19 protein-coding genes are annotated in these 17,297 nt (G+C 36.5%); 3 read left to right on the top strand and 16 right to left on the bottom strand.

The genetic code is table 11. The features are described from left to right. Positions 1-317: 317 nt before the first annotated feature. The 4 genes from cshA to MT489_RS13475 all read right to left on the bottom strand — a co-directional run bounded on the left by cshA (position 318) and on the right by MT489_RS13475 (position 6,312). Positions 318-1,775, bottom strand: a complete 1,458-nt coding sequence (cshA, locus tag MT489_RS13490) for a degradosome RNA helicase CshA (RefSeq protein WP_244682088.1) — start codon at positions 1,773-1,775, stop codon at positions 318-320. Positions 1,776-2,091: 316 nt separating this feature from the next. Then, positions 2,092-3,471: a UDP-N-acetylmuramoyl-tripeptide--D-alanyl-D-alanine ligase gene (locus MT489_RS13485; protein ID WP_244682087.1), complete on the bottom strand. Its 1,380-nt coding sequence runs from the start codon at positions 3,469-3,471 to the stop codon at positions 2,092-2,094. Positions 3,472-3,750: 279 nt separating this feature from the next. Continuing rightward, a complete protein-coding gene (locus MT489_RS13480) occupies positions 3,751-4,824 on the bottom strand; it encodes a D-alanine--D-alanine ligase (protein ID WP_244682086.1) in 1,074 nt (357 codons plus the stop codon). Positions 4,825-5,532: 708 nt separating this feature from the next. Beyond that, positions 5,533-6,312, bottom strand: a complete 780-nt coding sequence (locus MT489_RS13475; RefSeq protein ID WP_244682085.1) for a hypothetical protein — start codon at positions 6,310-6,312, stop codon at positions 5,533-5,535. Positions 6,313-6,552: 240 nt separating this feature from the next. On the opposite strand from MT489_RS13475, the gene MT489_RS13470 reads away from it, so the two are divergent. Then, on the top strand, positions 6,553-7,854 hold the full coding sequence (locus MT489_RS13470; RefSeq protein WP_244682084.1) for a hemolysin family protein: 1,302 nt from the start codon (positions 6,553-6,555) through the stop codon (positions 7,852-7,854). Between the two features lie 166 nt (positions 7,855-8,020). On the opposite strand, the gene MT489_RS22175 is transcribed toward MT489_RS13470, so the two are convergent. The 5 genes from MT489_RS22175 to MT489_RS13450 form a co-directional block, all read right to left on the bottom strand. Next, positions 8,021-8,170, bottom strand: a complete 150-nt coding sequence (locus MT489_RS22175) for an Lmo0850 family protein (protein ID WP_280518619.1) — start codon at positions 8,168-8,170, stop codon at positions 8,021-8,023. Positions 8,171-8,398: 228 nt separating this feature from the next. Then, positions 8,399-8,749: an SCP2 sterol-binding domain-containing protein gene (locus MT489_RS13465; protein ID WP_244682083.1), complete on the bottom strand. Its 351-nt coding sequence runs from the start codon at positions 8,747-8,749 to the stop codon at positions 8,399-8,401. Between the two features lie 308 nt (positions 8,750-9,057). Next, positions 9,058-9,558, bottom strand: a complete 501-nt coding sequence (locus tag MT489_RS13460) for a hypothetical protein (protein WP_244682082.1) — start codon at positions 9,556-9,558, stop codon at positions 9,058-9,060. Positions 9,559-9,756: 198 nt separating this feature from the next. After that, entirely contained in the window at positions 9,757-10,173 is a 417-nt protein-coding gene (locus MT489_RS13455) for a ferritin-like domain-containing protein (RefSeq protein ID WP_244682081.1), read from the bottom strand. A gap of 63 nt (positions 10,174-10,236) precedes the next feature. Continuing rightward, positions 10,237-10,902 carry an SOS response-associated peptidase gene (locus MT489_RS13450; protein ID WP_244682080.1) on the bottom strand — a complete coding sequence of 222 codons (666 nt, stop codon included), beginning with the start codon at positions 10,900-10,902 and terminating at the stop codon, positions 10,237-10,239. Positions 10,903-10,990: 88 nt separating this feature from the next. Here MT489_RS13450 and MT489_RS13445 point away from each other — a divergent pair, with 88 nt between their 5' ends. Continuing rightward, positions 10,991-11,515 carry a GNAT family N-acetyltransferase gene (locus MT489_RS13445; protein WP_244682079.1) on the top strand — a complete coding sequence of 175 codons (525 nt, stop codon included), beginning with the start codon at positions 10,991-10,993 and terminating at the stop codon, positions 11,513-11,515. Between the two features lie 79 nt (positions 11,516-11,594). Beyond that, a complete protein-coding gene (locus tag MT489_RS13440; RefSeq protein ID WP_244682078.1) occupies positions 11,595-12,233 on the top strand; it encodes an SDR family oxidoreductase in 639 nt (212 codons plus the stop codon). 49 nt (positions 12,234-12,282) lie between these two features. On the opposite strand, the gene MT489_RS13435 is transcribed toward MT489_RS13440, so the two are convergent. The 7 genes from MT489_RS13435 to MT489_RS13405 form a co-directional block, all read right to left on the bottom strand. Further along, the gene (locus tag MT489_RS13435; RefSeq protein ID WP_244682077.1) at positions 12,283-12,642 is read right to left on the bottom strand and encodes a DUF2512 family protein; all 360 of its coding nucleotides are present in this window, start codon (positions 12,640-12,642) and stop codon (positions 12,283-12,285) included. Positions 12,643-12,778: 136 nt separating this feature from the next. Then, positions 12,779-12,925, bottom strand: a complete 147-nt coding sequence (locus MT489_RS13430) for an anti-repressor SinI family protein (protein WP_244682076.1) — start codon at positions 12,923-12,925, stop codon at positions 12,779-12,781. A gap of 475 nt (positions 12,926-13,400) precedes the next feature. Continuing rightward, positions 13,401-14,234 (bottom strand): metallophosphoesterase, encoded by an 834-nt coding sequence (locus MT489_RS13425; protein ID WP_244682075.1) that lies wholly within the window; start codon positions 14,232-14,234, stop codon positions 13,401-13,403. A 118-nt stretch (positions 14,235-14,352) separates the two neighbouring features. Beyond that, complete coding sequence (locus tag MT489_RS13420) at positions 14,353-14,631, bottom strand: hypothetical protein (RefSeq protein ID WP_244682074.1); 279 nt, start codon at positions 14,629-14,631, stop codon at positions 14,353-14,355. A 62-nt stretch (positions 14,632-14,693) separates the two neighbouring features. Continuing rightward, positions 14,694-15,485, bottom strand: a complete 792-nt coding sequence (trpA, locus tag MT489_RS13415; protein ID WP_244682073.1) for a tryptophan synthase subunit alpha — start codon at positions 15,483-15,485, stop codon at positions 14,694-14,696. Further along, a complete protein-coding gene (gene trpB / locus MT489_RS13410) occupies positions 15,478-16,683 on the bottom strand; it encodes a tryptophan synthase subunit beta (RefSeq protein ID WP_244682072.1) in 1,206 nt (401 codons plus the stop codon). Before trpB ends, trpA begins: the two co-directional genes overlap by 8 nt. After that, positions 16,661-17,293 carry a phosphoribosylanthranilate isomerase gene (locus tag MT489_RS13405; RefSeq protein WP_307416285.1) on the bottom strand — a complete coding sequence of 211 codons (633 nt, stop codon included), beginning with the start codon at positions 17,291-17,293 and terminating at the stop codon, positions 16,661-16,663. Before MT489_RS13405 ends, trpB begins: the two co-directional genes overlap by 23 nt. Positions 17,294-17,297 lie beyond the last annotated feature (4 nt).

Below are 17,297 nucleotides of genomic sequence, written 5' to 3'. Positions count from 1 at the left end.
CATCGTCTAGCAAAATATGGACGTAAAAGTGTTTCTCTAACGTTTCTCAAATTTCATAATAACTTAAAAATCGAGCACCTGCTACCTTGTTCTGAATTGTAAAAGTCTGTACTCTACCTTTTAGATGCGTTATTTTTTGCCCATTAGCTCTGTCGTTAGAAGCTAGAAAGCAAAAATCTAATGAAAAATATATATTTCCCATATACAAAAAAAAGCAATCGGTATATTCCGTTAGCACCGATTGCTTTTTTGACTCTATAACTCAAGGACCTACTATTGATCGCTTACACTTTTTTAGCAGTTCTAATTACTATATTTTATGGTCTTCTTCCAGTAGGTCTACGTTGTGGCTTGCGATTCCCTTTATATGGTTGTTGGCCAGACTTTCCACGTCTATTTCGATTTTCGCCGCCTCGACCGCTACCGCCGCCTTTAAATGACTCACGTTTTTGTGGAAGTGGCTTTTCTTCTGTAATATGAACCGGTGTTTTATCCGGCTCTTTTGTTAATACTTTTAACGCAGCTGCAATAACAGTAATCGCATCATCATATTCTGTAAGCAAATCTTTCGCCACAGATTTGTATTCATCCAGATTGCCTTCCTTGATGCTCTCTTCAAGTTTCTCCATCGTAATACGTTGTTGTCCCTCAAGAGCTTCATCCCAAGTTGGCGGACGCATAGGCTGCATTCGTTTTTTAGTAGTTTGTTCCACAATTCGAAGATAGCCCATTTCACGAGGACTGACAAACGTGATGGCCATTCCTTCTTTTCCAGCACGACCTGTTCTTCCAATTCTGTGTACATAGCTTTCAGGATCCTGTGGAATATCGTAATTATAAACGTGCGTTACTCCAGAAATATCCAAACCTCTAGCCGCAACATCGGTCGCTACAAGGACATCCACTTTTCCTTCCTTGAATTTCTTTAAGACGGATAACCTTTTTGCTTGGCTTAGGTCCCCGTGAATTCCTTCAGCAGTATATCCTCTTACAGTAAGAGCATTTGAAAGCTCGTCAACCCTACGCTTCGTTCTACCGAACACAATCGCAAGCTCAGGTGATTGTACATCAATAAGTCTTGCAAGAACATCAAATTTTTCTTTTTCAGGAACTTTAACAAAAAATTGTTCAATTAATGGCACTGTCATTTCTTTCGCTTGAACGCGCACTGTTTCAGGAGATTTCATGAAACGTTCTGCAATTCTGCGGATTGGCTCTGGCATTGTTGCAGAAAACAGAAGCGTTTGTCTTTCTTCAGGAACAGTTTCCAAAATCGCTTCAATATCATCAATGAATCCCATATTAAGCATTTCATCCGCTTCATCAAGAATAAGCGTATGAACGTTTCCTAATTTTAACGTACGTCGATTAATATGGTCTAAAATTCGACCTGGAGTTCCAACGATAATATGTGGTCCTTTTTTCAAAGACCTAATTTGACGTTGGATATCTGAGCCTCCATATACGGCCAATACTTTTACTCGGGCATCCACGCCAATTTTATATAATTCTTCAGAAACTTGAATGGCTAATTCCCTCGTTGGTGCAATAATAATTCCTTGCACATGTTGGGATTTCACATCTATCTTTTCGATTAACGGAATCCCAAAGGCTGCTGTTTTTCCTGTACCTGTTTGAGCTTGGCCAATCAGGTCTTTTCCTGCCATGCTTAGGGGTATCGTTTTCGCTTGTATTGGTGTAGCTTCTTCAAAGCCCATTCTGTTAACTGCTTTTAGCAGAGCAGGGCTTAAATTTAAATCTGCAAACTTCGTCAATGCTACTCATTCTCCTTTTAAAACTTCAAATTGAGATCTGTGTCTCTCCTAGAATATCTAGGTTCTATGCAAACATGCATCAAGAACTGCCATGAAAAAAAACTGTAAACGATGTTGATAATTCTATCATTAAACGATTTTGAATACAATTGAAGTCACAATGCTAAAGTAAATTTAAATTACTTTTTTTCTTGTTTGGAAAAGTATTGTGATTTCAGGTTCTCGCTTTAGAACGGATGACAGGTGAGATGGAGCACTCCTCCAAGATCTATTATCTTTAACTTCAATCTAAGCATTGCATGATTTGCCATGCCTTTTATCTAACTAGCATCGCATTTACTACTTCTTCCAGCTTTACTCCTCTTGATGCTTTGAAGAGGATAAGTTCGTTTCCTTCTACTTTTTCATTTAAGACGTTTATTAGTTTTTCTTTATCGTTAAACTCAAAAATTCGCTCATCTGGAAAATGCAGTCTTGCACCTGATGCTATATGTTTAGCTAAGGGGCCATACGTAAATACGTATTTGATTTTATCTGGATTAAGTTCCTCACCTATTTGCTCGTGAAATTCTACTTCCTTTTCTCCAAGCTCCAACATATCACCTAGAACAACAATCTTTTCACGTTCATCAGCCAGTTTTTCAACCATTGAAATGACAGCGCGCATAGCTGTAGGACTCGCGTTATATGCATCATTTAAAATACGAGTTCCTTTTATTCCGTCATGCCATTCCATTCTCATATTTGACAACTTTACCGATTTCAAACCAGCTCGAATCGAAGTTGGAGAAATTAAAAACTCTTTTGCGGCTAATATAGCAGCCAATGCATTCATAATATTATGTTTCCCCGAAATCGGAAGAAATAACGGTTCATCGGAAAGACCAGGAACAATAAAATTACTTCCATTCTCTTCAATAGTGATATCTATAGCATATATATCATTTTCGGATGTTTCCCCAAACGTACATGTATTAAATTGCTTTAAACTGCTTACTTTTTTCACTAATAATGGTTCATTTCCTGGATAAATTAATAAACCATTCTTAGGAAGTCCTTCAACAATCTCAAGCTTTGCATCGGCAATTGCTTCACGTGATCCTAAATCCTGTAAATGTGCTTCACCAATATTTGTAATGATGGCAGCGTCTGGCTCTGCAATTCTAGTCAGTAATGCAATTTCACCTTTTCCACTCATACCCATTTCTAAAATGGCAATTTCTGTTGTTTCCTCCATTGCAAGAATCGTTAATGGAAGTCCAATATGGTTATTAAAGTTTCCGTCTGTTTTATGTACTTTATAGTCTTCGGAAAAAACAGCAGCTACAATATCTTTTGTAGTTGTTTTACCATTACTGCCTGTGATGGCAATTACTTTTGCTGAATTTTGTTTTCGATAGGAATGAGCTAGATCCTGAAGGGCGCGAAGTGTATCTTCAACTTGTAAAACAGGTTTATTTTTCGGGGGATTTGGCACATCTTTTTGCCAAAGTACCGCAGCTGCACCTTTTTCAAATGCAATATCTACATATTTATGGCCATCATTCGCGTCCCCGATCAATGCTACGAATAAATTCCCAGGCTCGATTAGTCTTGTATCAAATGACACTCCTGCGATTTCAATATTTTGAAATTCCATTACATCATTTTCCACATTTATCATTTTCGCCAACTGACCTAATGTACACTTTATCATAATTGTCCCCCTAACGTTTTCAGCTGTCTCAATAATCAATTATGATTTTGGGACAGCTTTTAGATTCTTTTTATTGGATAGCGCCGGCCGATTGAAGTCATAAACTAACTTCAACAAATCAAAATACGGATCTTTTTGAATCTGGATATTAATTTGTCGGAGTTCAGCTTGGATACTGATCAGGAAGAAGGCAAAGCGAAAAGACCAGCTGCTAGAGTCAGCAACAGGAAATTGCGTTCTTAGCCTCCTTCATTTATCAGGCGCCCTCAGTACTTCTTTTTAAAAAGTATGAATAATTGATTGTTTTTCCTCGTGTCTTTTCATAGCGAGTTGAACTAAGCGTTCAATTAAATCTGGGTATTCGACCCCTGTATGCTTCCATAAAAGAGGGAACATGCTGAAAGGGGTGAATCCTGGCATCGTATTTACTTCGTTAATGATAATACGTCCTTCCTTAGTTACAAAGAAGTCAGCTCTTGCAAGTCCTGAACAATCAAGTGCCTTAAAAGCTTTGACTGCCATTCTCGCTAATTCATTGTATTGATCATCCGAAATATCGGCAGGGATAATTAATGCAGTATCTCCATCCGAATATTTCGATTCGTAATCATAAAACCCTTTTTTCGGTACAATTTCTCCGGCAACAGAGCACTCTGGAAAATCATTACCCAGAACTCCTACTTCTATTTCTCTTGCTGTGACCCCTTCCTCGATGATCACTTTACGATCGTATTGAAAGGCTTCAACAAATGCATCAGCAAGCTCCTCACGATTTTCGCATTTACTAATTCCTACACTGGATCCAAGATTAGCAGGTTTTACAAAACAAGGATAGCTTATTTCAGATTCGACTTGATGGTATGCTCTTTCTGGATCACTAACCCACGTACTTCGAATAAAGGATACGTACTTCACTTGGTCGAGTCCAGCTTGTGCGAATAAATTTTTCATAATGACTTTATCCATGCCTGCAGATGAAGCAAGGACGCCATTTCCAACATAAGGAATATTCAATAATTCAAGCATTCCTTGCACCGTACCATCCTCACCATTTGGACCATGCAAAAGAGGAAATACCACATCGTAACTTCCTTTTTGCTCTGGGGTTAAATTTGTACTTAGAGCATTCGGTCCAACCTCTACTCCTCCATTTTGAAATTCCAATTCTTTTACATTTTCAATTGGCCCCAATAGTTCTGGACCTTTAATCCACTTTCCTTCATTAGATATAAAAATAGGATGAATAGCAAATTTATTTGTATCCAAAGCTTTAATGACCGCCTTGGCTGTTTGTAAAGAAACTTCATGCTCTGCCGATTTTCCACCGTATAATAAACAAATATTAATCTTCATATTAATCCTCCATGATGTGCAGATGTCTTTTATTTTACCACGAAGATAGGAGATAACTAAAGGCTCGTTTCAAAGAGTTTTTCTAAAAGCCCAAATGCCGGCTTTTACACCTAATAAGGGCGTTTAGCGGTACGAATGATGCTAGTAGCTCGTTTCTCTTTTGAATAATTATATTAGGAATAAATAACATTTCCTTTTTCTTTTATAAAAAATAGCAACAAGCTGTGAGAAAAGAGCGTAACTAAAGGCTCGTTTCAAAGAGTTTTTGTAAAAGCCCAAATGCCGGCTTTTACACCTAATAAGGAAGTTTAGCGGTACTTATAAAGGTACCAGCTCTTTTCTCAGCTGAATATTAAGATTAGGGTTCAAATACATTTCCCTTTATTATTATTCATATAAAATAACAATAAAGTTTGAGAAAAGAGCGTAACTAAAGGCTCGTTTCAAAGTTTGTTGTTTTTGTAAAAGCCTATAGCCGGCTTTTACACTTAATAAGGGTGTTTAGCGGTACTTATGAAGTTAGCAGCTCTTTTCTCGGTTGGATATTAATATTAGTGTTCGAAAATACATTTCCCTGAGAAAAGAGCTAATAATCAATTCCCTTTATTTCTTTTCAATAATATATGGGCGAATGTTCATAAGTGTTATTGAACAGATAAAAAACGTGGTTTCACTATTAAGTGAGCCCACGCTTCTATGTTTTATTTACTAAGAAGAATATGCTGCGAATGCTTGCCATTCCCCTGTTTTCCGATCAAATACAAGTTTCCCATCCGCTTTTCTTCCACCAAGTCCCTCATATTCTTCATACATTTCATCCATATCAAAGAAATCTCCGATTACCCATACAGGAACCTCGATTGTAAGTCTTGTACGAACTGCTTTTTCTATAGAAATTACAATCCCTTCTTTCATTAGGTCGGAAAAAGGGTTGAGGATTTCTTTTGGAATTGCTGGAGTATTTTTCTTTTTTACTCTAAATAAGAGTGACTTCTCTTTTTGATTGTTCATCTTAATAGCAATTGTTGAGCCTAACATTGTAAAAAAGAGGTCCCAATTCTTATAGTAGGTTTTATTAAACCATCCATCATCATTAGAAAGATAAGCATAATAATTTTTAAGTTTTCCATAAAAAGGAATACGTAAATGTTCTTTAATATGCCCTAAATAAAGTATTTCAGCAATTTCCTGACCACTTAAAAGGTTTAGATGTTCCTCTTCTTTAAAATCAATCCAACAAAAGTCACCAAAGCTATTGATATCTTCTTGAACTAATTTTTCAATCATCTCTTGATCAACGTATTCTAACATCGTGTGCATATTAAAGTGGCTATCCTTTAATTTATGACGAATTAATAGTGCGTTTTGGATTGGATGAGGAATTCCCGAAATAAATTCAGTGAATTCAATTCCATACGATAAAACGAAATGATCAGTTTGATTCATATGTACATAGATCAGTTCACGATCCGAGACATGTTTTTTCAAGAAAAGCCCTCCAATGCTAATCTTAAGGTTGTTTATGGCTTCCATCATTGAAGATATTTCTATCATAACAGATTCGTACTATTATTTAAGGTTTTTCAACATTGTTTTGATAAATTTTAGAATAAGACGATAATTGTTGTTGCTTTGTGGGTAAAGTAAGTGTATCATATTGGTTTTTTCAATTAGAAATACTGAGGAGGTGAAGTCACGCTTCATATAAATAGAAGTTGTGACGCTCCATTGCTTGCGATCAATATATTACTCGTTATTCTATTAATTGCTTTAACAGCTTTTTTTGTAGCCTCGGAATTCGCTATCGTAAAAGTTCGGGGATCCCGGATTGATCAACTCATCGCACAAGGAAATAAAAAAGCCGTGAATGCCAAACGGCTGCTCTCTAATTTAGACGGATACTTATCTGCTACGCAACTAGGAATAACCGTAACTGCTTTAGGATTAGGTTGGTTAGGGGAACCTACAGTTCAAGTCATACTTACACCTATTTTTGAAAAGTTTGATGTACCTGAGTCATTAGTCAGCATTCTTTCTTTCATTATTGCATTTAGTACGATTACGTTTATTCACGTAGTCGCTGGGGAGTTAGCTCCTAAAACATTCGCTATCCATAAAGCGGAAGAAATTACCCTTTCTGTTGCAGCCCCCCTAATTATATTTTATAAAATCATGTACCCTTTTATTTGGGCATTGAATGGTACAGCTCGTTCTATTGTGAGCATGTTTGGATTAAAACCTGCATCCGAGGGAGAATTAGCTCACTCTGAAGAGGAATTACGAATCATTTTATCGGAAAGCTTAAAGAGCGGTGAAATCAACCAATCTGAATATCGATATGTCAATAGAATTTTTGAATTCGACAATCGGATTGCGAAGGAAATTATGGTACCGCGTGTCGAAGTGTATAGTATAGATAAATCAGCTTCCATAGAAGAAATAATTGGAACAATTAGGGCTGAAAGATTTACTCGTTACCCTGTAACAGATGGTGATAAGGATACAATTATTGGTGTTGTCAATGTTAAAGAGTTTCTTTCTGATTGTATTGGTGGAAACTGCATGGGCACCGAGCCGATCATGCCTTATGTAAAACCCGTGATTAGGGTGATCGAAACAATTCCGATTCAAAGCTTACTCGTCAAAATGCAAAAAGAGCGAATGCATATGGCGGTTTTATTTGATGAATATGGGGGTACTGCAGGTCTCATTACAGTTGAGGACATTCTGGAAGAAATTGTTGGAGACATTAGAGATGAGTTTGACACGGATGAAATACCGAATGTACGCAAACTGTCAGATGATCACTATTTACTTGATGCAAAAATGCTAATTGAAGAAGTAAATTCATTGTTGGGAGTCCACCTTTCTGGAGAGGAAGTAGATACTATAGGAGGCTGGTTACTCACACAAAAGTATGATTTGCAAGAAGGGGATACTCTTACCGCGGATAATTATCATTTCCACGTTCACACGATGGAAGGCTCACATATTAGCGTAGTAGAAGTAGAAAAGGAGAAGAAAAAGTAAAAAACACTTTCTGTTTTTTCGAAAGTGTTTTTTCGACTTTTCCCAACATTATTTCCCAAGAAATAATGTTAGAGAATAGGAAACATTTTAGTGTAGCCGGAAAAAATTTCTAAACATAAAAAACAAGCCAAGTATGCATTCGTGTACACACCTGACTTGTTTGCCTTTAAGAGTGAAGTTCCGAATAACTTTGGATTGACTTGACATCCTCAATCACCTTGCTAATCTCAAGTCTCGATTTCGTCTTGGAAATCTTAACTCCAATCTCTGTCAGACTGCTTATTACTTTTTGAAGTTGGTCATGATCTCTTTGCAAGAAAGATCACCTCTTTAAGATTTGACATCTTAATCATATTTTACCTTAAATTTCATAGCCTGTATATTGTTTTTGAAGAAAGTAATCAATTTGTCAACCTTTTTGCTCATTCTAGTATTTACTATACCCAGCGATTAAAAGAATAATCCTTTAAAATAAAATTTTCTCACAAAAAATAGAATCCATTTTCATCAATTTAAGATGAGTGCAAGATTCTATCTAAAAAGATTAGCGATATTGTTTTAATAGTTTTTCAAGTCTAAGAGCCAAACCGAGACTACCATTTACTCTTAATTTGCCCATCATATAAGCGGTTGTACTATTTAATTTCCCCGCCAATAATTCTTTGAAATCGTTAAAATTTAGTATGATCGTACACTCTGATTCATCGTTAACACCTGTATTAACAATTGCAATTCCATCTTTTAAAATAAGCTGATTAACACCACTCTGCTCACCAAATATTTCAAATTGATATACTGTATTAACATGCTTGAAAGGTTCAGGACGGCTATTCATAATCTTGATAATCTGTTGCCAAATTTCCTGCAGATTTTGTTGGTCAACTGAAATTTGCATTTTATACCTCCAGAAGTCCGCCATTTCTACTAATTATATCATTTTTAAAAATTCTGACAACTGGAGAGTTGCAAATTTTGTTGTTTTTTTAGATAAAGCTTGCCTCGGGAATAATTCTTGAAAAAACTATGAGGTTTTGGTGAATGCTGTAATCCACGACGAAATACTGATTTTTCTAATTGGTCGCGAATGCTGACTGAAATCGTAAAGTCATTCCCGACTCTCTTTGTTCGATGATCTAGTGTGAATTATCTATGGAGTCTGGAAGCTTCTAGTTTAATATCGTTAACAAAATAATAAGCAAAATATTACTTTTTTCCAGATAAGGCTGTAAGAGGGCGGAATATCGCGATTCCTTTCCTCTTCTTTTTATTCCTCGAGTCCTCTACCATTCTAAATAACTGTTGGTCCCTTTCCCTTTCTTCTATTTTTTGGGTTAATTGTTCAACTTGTTTTGCCAGTGCAAGATTCATTTCGGTTAGAGAAGCTTGCTGCAATTCTAAACCTTTTATTTGTGCAATAAAGTCCTGTAGATCTTTGTTTATTTCTTTTATATTGTTTTCTCTTTTAACAGGGATATGTCCAACCGCTTTTTCAGCTGCAAGTTCAATGGCTAAACCGTCTTTACTCATCATTTCCATCATATTGGAAATTACCGTTAAATCCTCATTTTTAAAAATCCGTCCGTTATTAGCCCCTCGTTCGAACTCGTATCCATTGGCCTCTAGCAGTGCTGCATACTTTCTAACCGTACTTGCCCCTATACCTAGTGTTTTTGCCGCATCGGAAGAAAAAATGTGCTGTTCCACGATATCCCTCCTGGTTTAAATGGTACTTATACATTTCAACAGGTAAAGTTGTATGTCCTTTCACTAAACATGTAGATTGGAAAGATGTTTTGTCATTCCTCCCAAATAAATTTCGAGCCGAATTTTAAGGATACAAAATTTTGTAGTATTTAAAAAAAGAAAACGAAATACATTTGCATTTCGTCGAATAATAGTACTTTACTTCATATGTTTTTGTAAAAATGATAAAAACCATACGGCATGATTTTGCTCGTCAGCTGCTGCACTACGGAATCTTTCTCTAATAAATGGATCCCTAGCATCTTCTGCAATGTCTAAATAAAAATCAACCGTATGCTGTTCATCTTCAAACGCAAATTCAAGAAGGTCCACATATTGATCTGGACAATTTCCTAAATGAGGTTGTGGCTGCTTATTTGTAAGTAGCGTATAAATAGCACAGAATGTATTGAAGTGGCGGATTTCGTCGTTTCGAATTTCATTAATCCGTTCTTTTTCCTTTTCTGTCGGTGCCATATTGATTAATTTCGCATAACAGTGAATTGCCGTATATTCTCCATAAATTGCAGTAGCAACCTTCTCAATCAAACTTTTATCTTCATGAAAATGACTCATTGCATACACCAGCCTAAACATTATTATTTCATTCTAGGCTATGATGAATTTTAAAAAGTGTACCTAAAGTGAGTTAACAATCTGTTTAACATCATTTTTCGGACTATTTACTAATGGAGAAACGGTGTATGCTTGCATTTTCTCCGCCGCAAAAGGAACAAGAAGACTCTTTAGTTCATTTTCGTCTTGATTTGTACGATCTAGCCATTTATTCTCGGACTCTTTTGTTAAAATCACTGGCATTCGATCGTGAACATCTTTTACAAGAGCGTTCGCTTCTGTTGTGATTATTGTACACGATTGAATAATTGATCCATTTTGCTCCCACCTGTCCCATAGGCCCGCAAACGCAAATGGCTCTTTTGATTCAAGTTGAAAACGATACGGAATTTTTTTTGTACCTTCTTTTTTCCATTCGTAAAACCCATCTGCAGGTATGATGCATCTTCTTCTTTTCAAAAGCATTTTAAAACTTGGTTTCTGATCGATGGTTTCAGCTCGAGCATTAATCATTTTGTAACCAATTTTTGGGTCGGATGCCCAGGAAGGGATTAATCCCCACTTTAGCATACCCATCTTGTTCCCAACCTCTGATCTTACAATGGCTAGCACATTCTGGCTTGGAGCTATATTATATCGTTCTACCCATTCAAATTCCTCAAAATCGACTAGCCCAAATCTCACAGCGAAATCTTCCCTAGCAGTAAATAAACTATACCGTCCACACATTTGTATCACTCCAATCTTATTCTAACTATTGACATTCATGAAAAAGTGCTCTTATTATATTGGAAATATCTTCTTGGGGGTAAATGGGATGAGTCAAATTAAACTAGTAGAACCATCAATGAAATATAGAGAATCCTATCTAGATATGATTGCAGAATGGCATGAAGCAAATGAAAATGTAGTTCCCTTTGTTTTAAAAATGGAGACAGATAACTTTGAAAAAATGGTTCAGGAACTAAAAGGTTTTTCACAAGGAATGGGTATTCCAGAGACATTCGTACCCCACACCACATATTGGTTAATGAATGAACATGAAAATATCATAGGGGTCATAAATATTCGACACTACTTAAACGAAAGATTGATTCATATTGGCGGACATATTGGTTATGGAGTCCGCCCTAGTGAAAGAAAAAAAGGTTACGCAACTATGATGCTTAGATTGGCACTTGAAAAGGCCAAAGACATGGATATGAAAGAAGTTCTCATCACGTGCGACAAAGAAAACATCGGTTCAGCGAAAACAATCATTAGTAACGGCGGTCAATTAGAGTCTGAAGTCGAAACAGAAGATGGCCGGATTGCTCAAAGATTTTGGATCCGTTTCGATTGAATAAAACTTGTTTATAATTCGCTATTTGAGGAAATTATACAATATTAGGTCTTATAAGTGAAAAGGAGCGATCATTGAAATGAAGGTATTAGTTGTCGGTGCAAATGGACATACCGGACGGTTGCTCGTAGAATATTTGGCTAACAACAGTGACCATCATCCTTATGCAATGGTGAGAAACGAAAATCAGGAAAAAGATCTGATGGAAATAGGTGCGGTTGAAGTAGTTGTATCGGATCTGGAAGAAGACATTGGCCGTGTTACTAACGGCATGGATGCCATAATATTTGCAGCAGGTTCAGGATCCAAAACAGGACCAGAAAAAACGATTGCTGTTGACCAAGAAGGGGCCATTAAGCTTATTGATGCAGCAAAATCAAGTGGAGTTCAACATTTTGTAATGCTAAGCTCAATTGGCGCAGATGACCCACAAGGACCTATTGAGCATTATTTAAAAGCAAAAAAAATCGCAGATGATCACTTACAAAACAGTGGATTAACGTATACAATCGTTAGACCTGGACGATTAACACATGATAGAGCTACAGGGAAAGTGGAGCTAGCAGAAAAAATAGAACTAATGGATGAACGTTCCATCCCACGTGGCGATGTTGCTCATGTACTGGCTGCTTCCCTTGAAATTGATAATGCTAAAAATAAAGTTATGGAGCTTTTATCAGGTGATAAGGAAATAGAGCTCGCATTAAAAATGCTGTAAATGAAAATCCCTCACTGAATAAAGCTTGTGAGGGATTTTCCTGTTCTTCTTATATTGTGGGTTCTTTTCTCGCTCTTCCAGAACGAATCAGCCATAAATGTACAAAAAACTCTACAACAGTTAAAAGTGCAGCTGTCAATAAGGCACCACCAACTGTTACGTCCGCACCAACAAAGAAATACGAAACAAAATAGATTGTAAGCGCAGAAATAACAAAATCTACGGTATTACTAATCCAAAAGGTCCCCTTATTTAGTATAGCTATTTCCATCATATAACCTATAATGGCCAATGTAAAACCAATAATAATAGGCTGATATACATACGAAAAATTTACATTTGTTAAAAAGTTAGCTGCGATAAGAACAATAATTGGGCAAATGATTAATTTCATAATAAGATTAAGCATTCCGAAGGTCCTCCTTGATGTTTATTGCTTAATGAAAGGATGCCAATTATCGTTAGAAAATATACAAATTGGAATATTAATGAAAAAGAAAAAACATTTCTTTTAAGAACGTCTTGTTCTTAGAAATGCTTTTAATTTAGCGCTTAGTATGTAATTTCTTTTTATGTTTTTCCTTAAAAAAATTCTTTATATCCTCTTTGCCAATTCCCATCTTTTTAGCTTCAAGTATTAAGGTTATCCAATCGCGATCCATTTCTATTATGTAACCTTTCCCTTTTCCCAAATCCATACCCCCTAATGAATTTAATTCCTCCCAATACACTATGACTTTTTACCTTTTCTCTTTATCGAATAGGAATTGATACTTAATTAATAATATCGATATCTATCTATATAAAGTGTTACTTTTTGCCTATCAAAAAAATAAATGAACGTGCCTTTTCTATAATAGTTACCACATTTCCTCAAAAAGACAGATAAAAAAGTTTCTATATTTTAATTTTCAAAGTATTCATAGAAGGATTTTAAAGCTTTTTATAATATTGTGTCGAAAATAACATCCGTTCTTTTTAAAGAATCATTTCTATTGGAATAGAACAAAAGTAGTTAAAATTGTTTTTTTGCGCTTTCTTTAATAAGAATTAATACCCACTCTAACTCTTTTTATCTTAAATTTAATTTTGGTTAATATAAATTCCAGTTCATAAAAATCAACAAAAAAAGTTGCCTATATGTTCATAAGCAACTCTAATTTCCTATTAAGAATTCTTTAATGTTACCATCACGATTTCAGGTCTATTTAAAATCCTATATGGAATAATACTGTTTCCTAATCCACGGCTTACAACCATCTTAGTCGTCCCTTGTTCATGCATTCCAGCAGTGTATTTTGGAAACCAGCCTTGTCCCGGGGCAATTAGGCCACCAACTCCTGGAATTCGGACCTGGCCGCCATGAGCATGACCAGTAAAAACGATATCAATTTCTTTTTCCGCATATACATCGAAAACTTCTGGTCTATGAGATAGCAGAAGTTTAAAAGAATCTTTCTGCTTATCTATTGCGTGATCTATTTCTTCTGCAACGACCTCCTCTGGCGGGTAGATCGCTTTTATCAATGGATCCTGGACTCCAGCAATAAGGAGTGATTCTCCCGCCTTCTCAATTTCCGCAGACTCATCCATAAGAACGTGAACCCCTAATTCCTTCAATGCCTGAGTAATTTCGTCAATTTTATTAACAGCAACTTCGTGATTACCAGTTACATAGAATACATCTGTAAATGGAGTAATTTGCTTTACAAAGTTCAAACTGTTTTGTAAATCATATCGATTACTATCAATGAAATCCCCCGTTAAAAACACAAAATCAGGATCTAAATTTTTTACATTCTCAACTAGCCTGGATTGTTTTTCACCGAAAGTTGCATCATGTAAATCTGATATTTGTACAATTTTTACGCCATCAAATGCCTTTGGGATGCGTTCAGAAACTACTTCATACTTTGAAGTTTGTAACCAAGAATTGTTTATGTATAAAAAAGCCCATATAAAAGCGATAAATAAGATTAGTTTTAATAGTTTCCGTTTCATCTTTGTGTTCCTCTCGAATATGTGAATACAGTTATATCATAACACTATATTTCTATGAAAAAATATTTATGACAAAAAAAACAAGCCCTTCTCTTTAGAAAAGAGAAAGGCCATTCTTTTATTCCTGTTGTTCTTCCTTATTATAATAATCAACTGCATACATGGCACCTTCGCCAACCATTCGCGTATCGCCTAAATCGTGAGGATTAGGGTTCCCTGCTTTTTCTAAAAGATCTTGGCAAGCACTAGGATTTTGTTCACATAAAAAGTCTACCACTTTTCCCTTTACCGATTGATAAAGCTCCATCACTTTCTCCCTATTTTCTGTTTTTGATAAATAGGAAGCCCCGGCAATTCCTAGTCCTAACCATAATAGCGGGTTAATATTTTTAGACATTAGAATTTGCCTCCTTTTTTTGACTTTGAGTAATATTTACCCACTATTTCGGAAGAAAAACATCACGATTGGACTGTACTTTTTTTAGAAGCAGCAATAAGATTCTTTATTTCTCCTCTTTCCCCTCTAAATAGGAGGTCAACGATTTTACTTCCAACAATCACTCCATCACAATAATCACCCAATTCCCTTACTGCTTCGGGCGATGATACACCGAAGCCAGCTAAAACCGGAACAGATGAATATGTTTTTAATTGTTGTAAATATGAAGCTAGTCCATCTTCATATTCATTTCTGACTCCTGTTGTACCTTTAACGGTTACAGCATAAAGGAAGCCTTCCGTTTGTTTTGCGATTTGTTCTATTCTACTTTGCGGACTAGTAGGTGCGACAAGGTGAATTAACGCAAGCTCATACTCGGAAAATATAGGAGCAACCATTTCGTCCTCTTCATAAGGTAAGTCAGGAATTATTAAGCCATCCACTCCTACCTCTTGACAACGCTGCGCAAATCGTTCAACTCCATATGAATAAATTAAATTGAAGTATGTCATCAAAACGATTGGAATCGTTCTTTCTTCTTTCCATTTAAGTAAACTCTCGAGTACTCCATCCAATGTCGTTCCACTTGCAAGTGATCTTATTCCCGCTTCCTGGATGACGGGACCATCCGCAACTGGATCTGAAAAAGGAATACCGAGCTCCACTACGGTAGCACCGCTTTTTTCTAAAAATAGAATTTGTTCTTGTAATTGTTCGACCCCGCCATCACCGGCCATAATATATGGAACAAATGCTTTGTCACCTTTATCCAACACTGCTTTAAAAGCTGAAGCGATTTTTGATTTACCCATTGATTGCACCTCCTATTGCATCTCTAACCGTATCTACATCCTTGTCTCCTCGACCTGATAAACAAACAACAAGGGTTTCGGATTCCTTCATTTCTTTCGCGAGCTTTAATGCATATGCAACTGCATGGGAGCTTTCTAAAGCAGGGATGATTCCTTCTTTTTTAGCGAGCAGTTGAAAAGCTTCCAATGCTTCTTTATCTGTTGCTGATGTATATGTTACTCGTCCTATATCTTTTAAATAAGAATGTTCTGGTCCCACTCCTGGATAATCAAGCCCTGCTGAAATGGAATGGGCACTTTGAATTTGACCATGCTCGTCTTGCAAAAGATACGTAAGCGTTCCGTGCAAAACTCCTGCTTTTCCATCCGTCAAGACCGCTGCGTGCTTACCAGTTTCAATTCCAGAACCTGCCGCTTCCACTCCATATATTTTTACTTCCTCATCTTCAATGAATGGATAAAACATCCCCATTGCATTACTTCCGCCACCAATACAAGCGACAACGGCATCAGGTAGCTTCCCTTCTTGCTCTAACATTTGTTTCTTCGTTTCACTTCCGATAACACTCTGAAAATCGCGTACAATCCTTGGAAAAGGATGAGGTCCTACAACAGAACCCAAAATATAGTGGGTATCTTCTACATTTGTAACCCAATAACGAAGAGCCTCATTTACAGCATCCTTTAATGTCCCGCTTCCTTGCGAAACACTTCTTACTTCAGCACCTAAAAGCTCCATTCTAAACACATTCAATTGTTGGCGGCGAATATCTTCTTCACCCATGAAAACGATGCATTCCAAACCAAGAAGAGCACAGACAGTCGCTGTTGCCACACCATGTTGGCCTGCTCCTGTTTCAGCGACAACCTTCTTTTTCCCCATGCGGAGTGTCAAAAGTGCCTGACCAATCGTATTGTTAATCTTGTGAGCTCCAGTATGATTTAAATCCTCACGTTTCAAATAAATTTTCGGTCCACCGACTAGCTTCGTTAAATTTTCGGCATAGTATAATGGAGTTTCTCTACCAATATATTGTTTTAAATAATGATCCATTTCTTTCTGAAATTCTGTATCAGCGATTGCTTTTTCATATTCTTGTTCTAATTCCAATACGGCTGTCATTAATGTTTCCGGAACAAATTTACCTCCGAATTGACCATATCTTCCTTTTATATCAGGTGATGTGTAAACTGCCAATGTCTTCACGCTCCTCTATTTTCGCTGTTGCTAAAAATTCTTGAATTTTTCTTAAGTCTTTTACTCCGTTTGTTTCTACGCCACTAGATACATCAACAATAGCTGGTTTTACTGTTGTTATAGCTTTTTTTACATTTTCGCTATCAAGTCCGCCAGCTAAAATGATTTTTTCTCGTGGTATGTCTAAATGTTCAAGAAGACTCCAATCAAATGGAATTCCGCTTCCTCCACGGTATTTCACTCCCGGACTATCTACTAAAAAATACTCGCAATCATATTTCGCTAGTTGTTTAATATCATCTTGTTCCTTAATAGAAAATGCCTTTATAACGGGATAGGGCAAACTCTTGCAAAATTCTGGTGACTCGTCCCCGTGCAGCTGAATATAATCAAGTTTGGCAATCCCGGCAATTCTGATAATATTTTCATATGATTCATTGACGAAAACTCCAACGGATTTTACGTTCTGTTGCACTCTTTGAATAATAAGTGCTGCACTTTCTGGAGTGATTTTTCTTTTACTCTCTGCAAAAACAAATCCTAGAAAATCGGCACCGGCTTCACTTGCAGCAAGAGCAGCTTCTTCTGACATAATGCCGCAAATTTTCACTTTC

Origin of the sequence: Lederbergia wuyishanensis (genome assembly GCF_022900255.1) — a bacterium.
Taxonomy (GTDB): Bacteria; Bacillota; Bacilli; order Bacillales; family Bacillaceae_C; genus Lederbergia; species Lederbergia wuyishanensis.
This window is presented reverse-complemented; position numbering and strand designations above follow the sequence as displayed.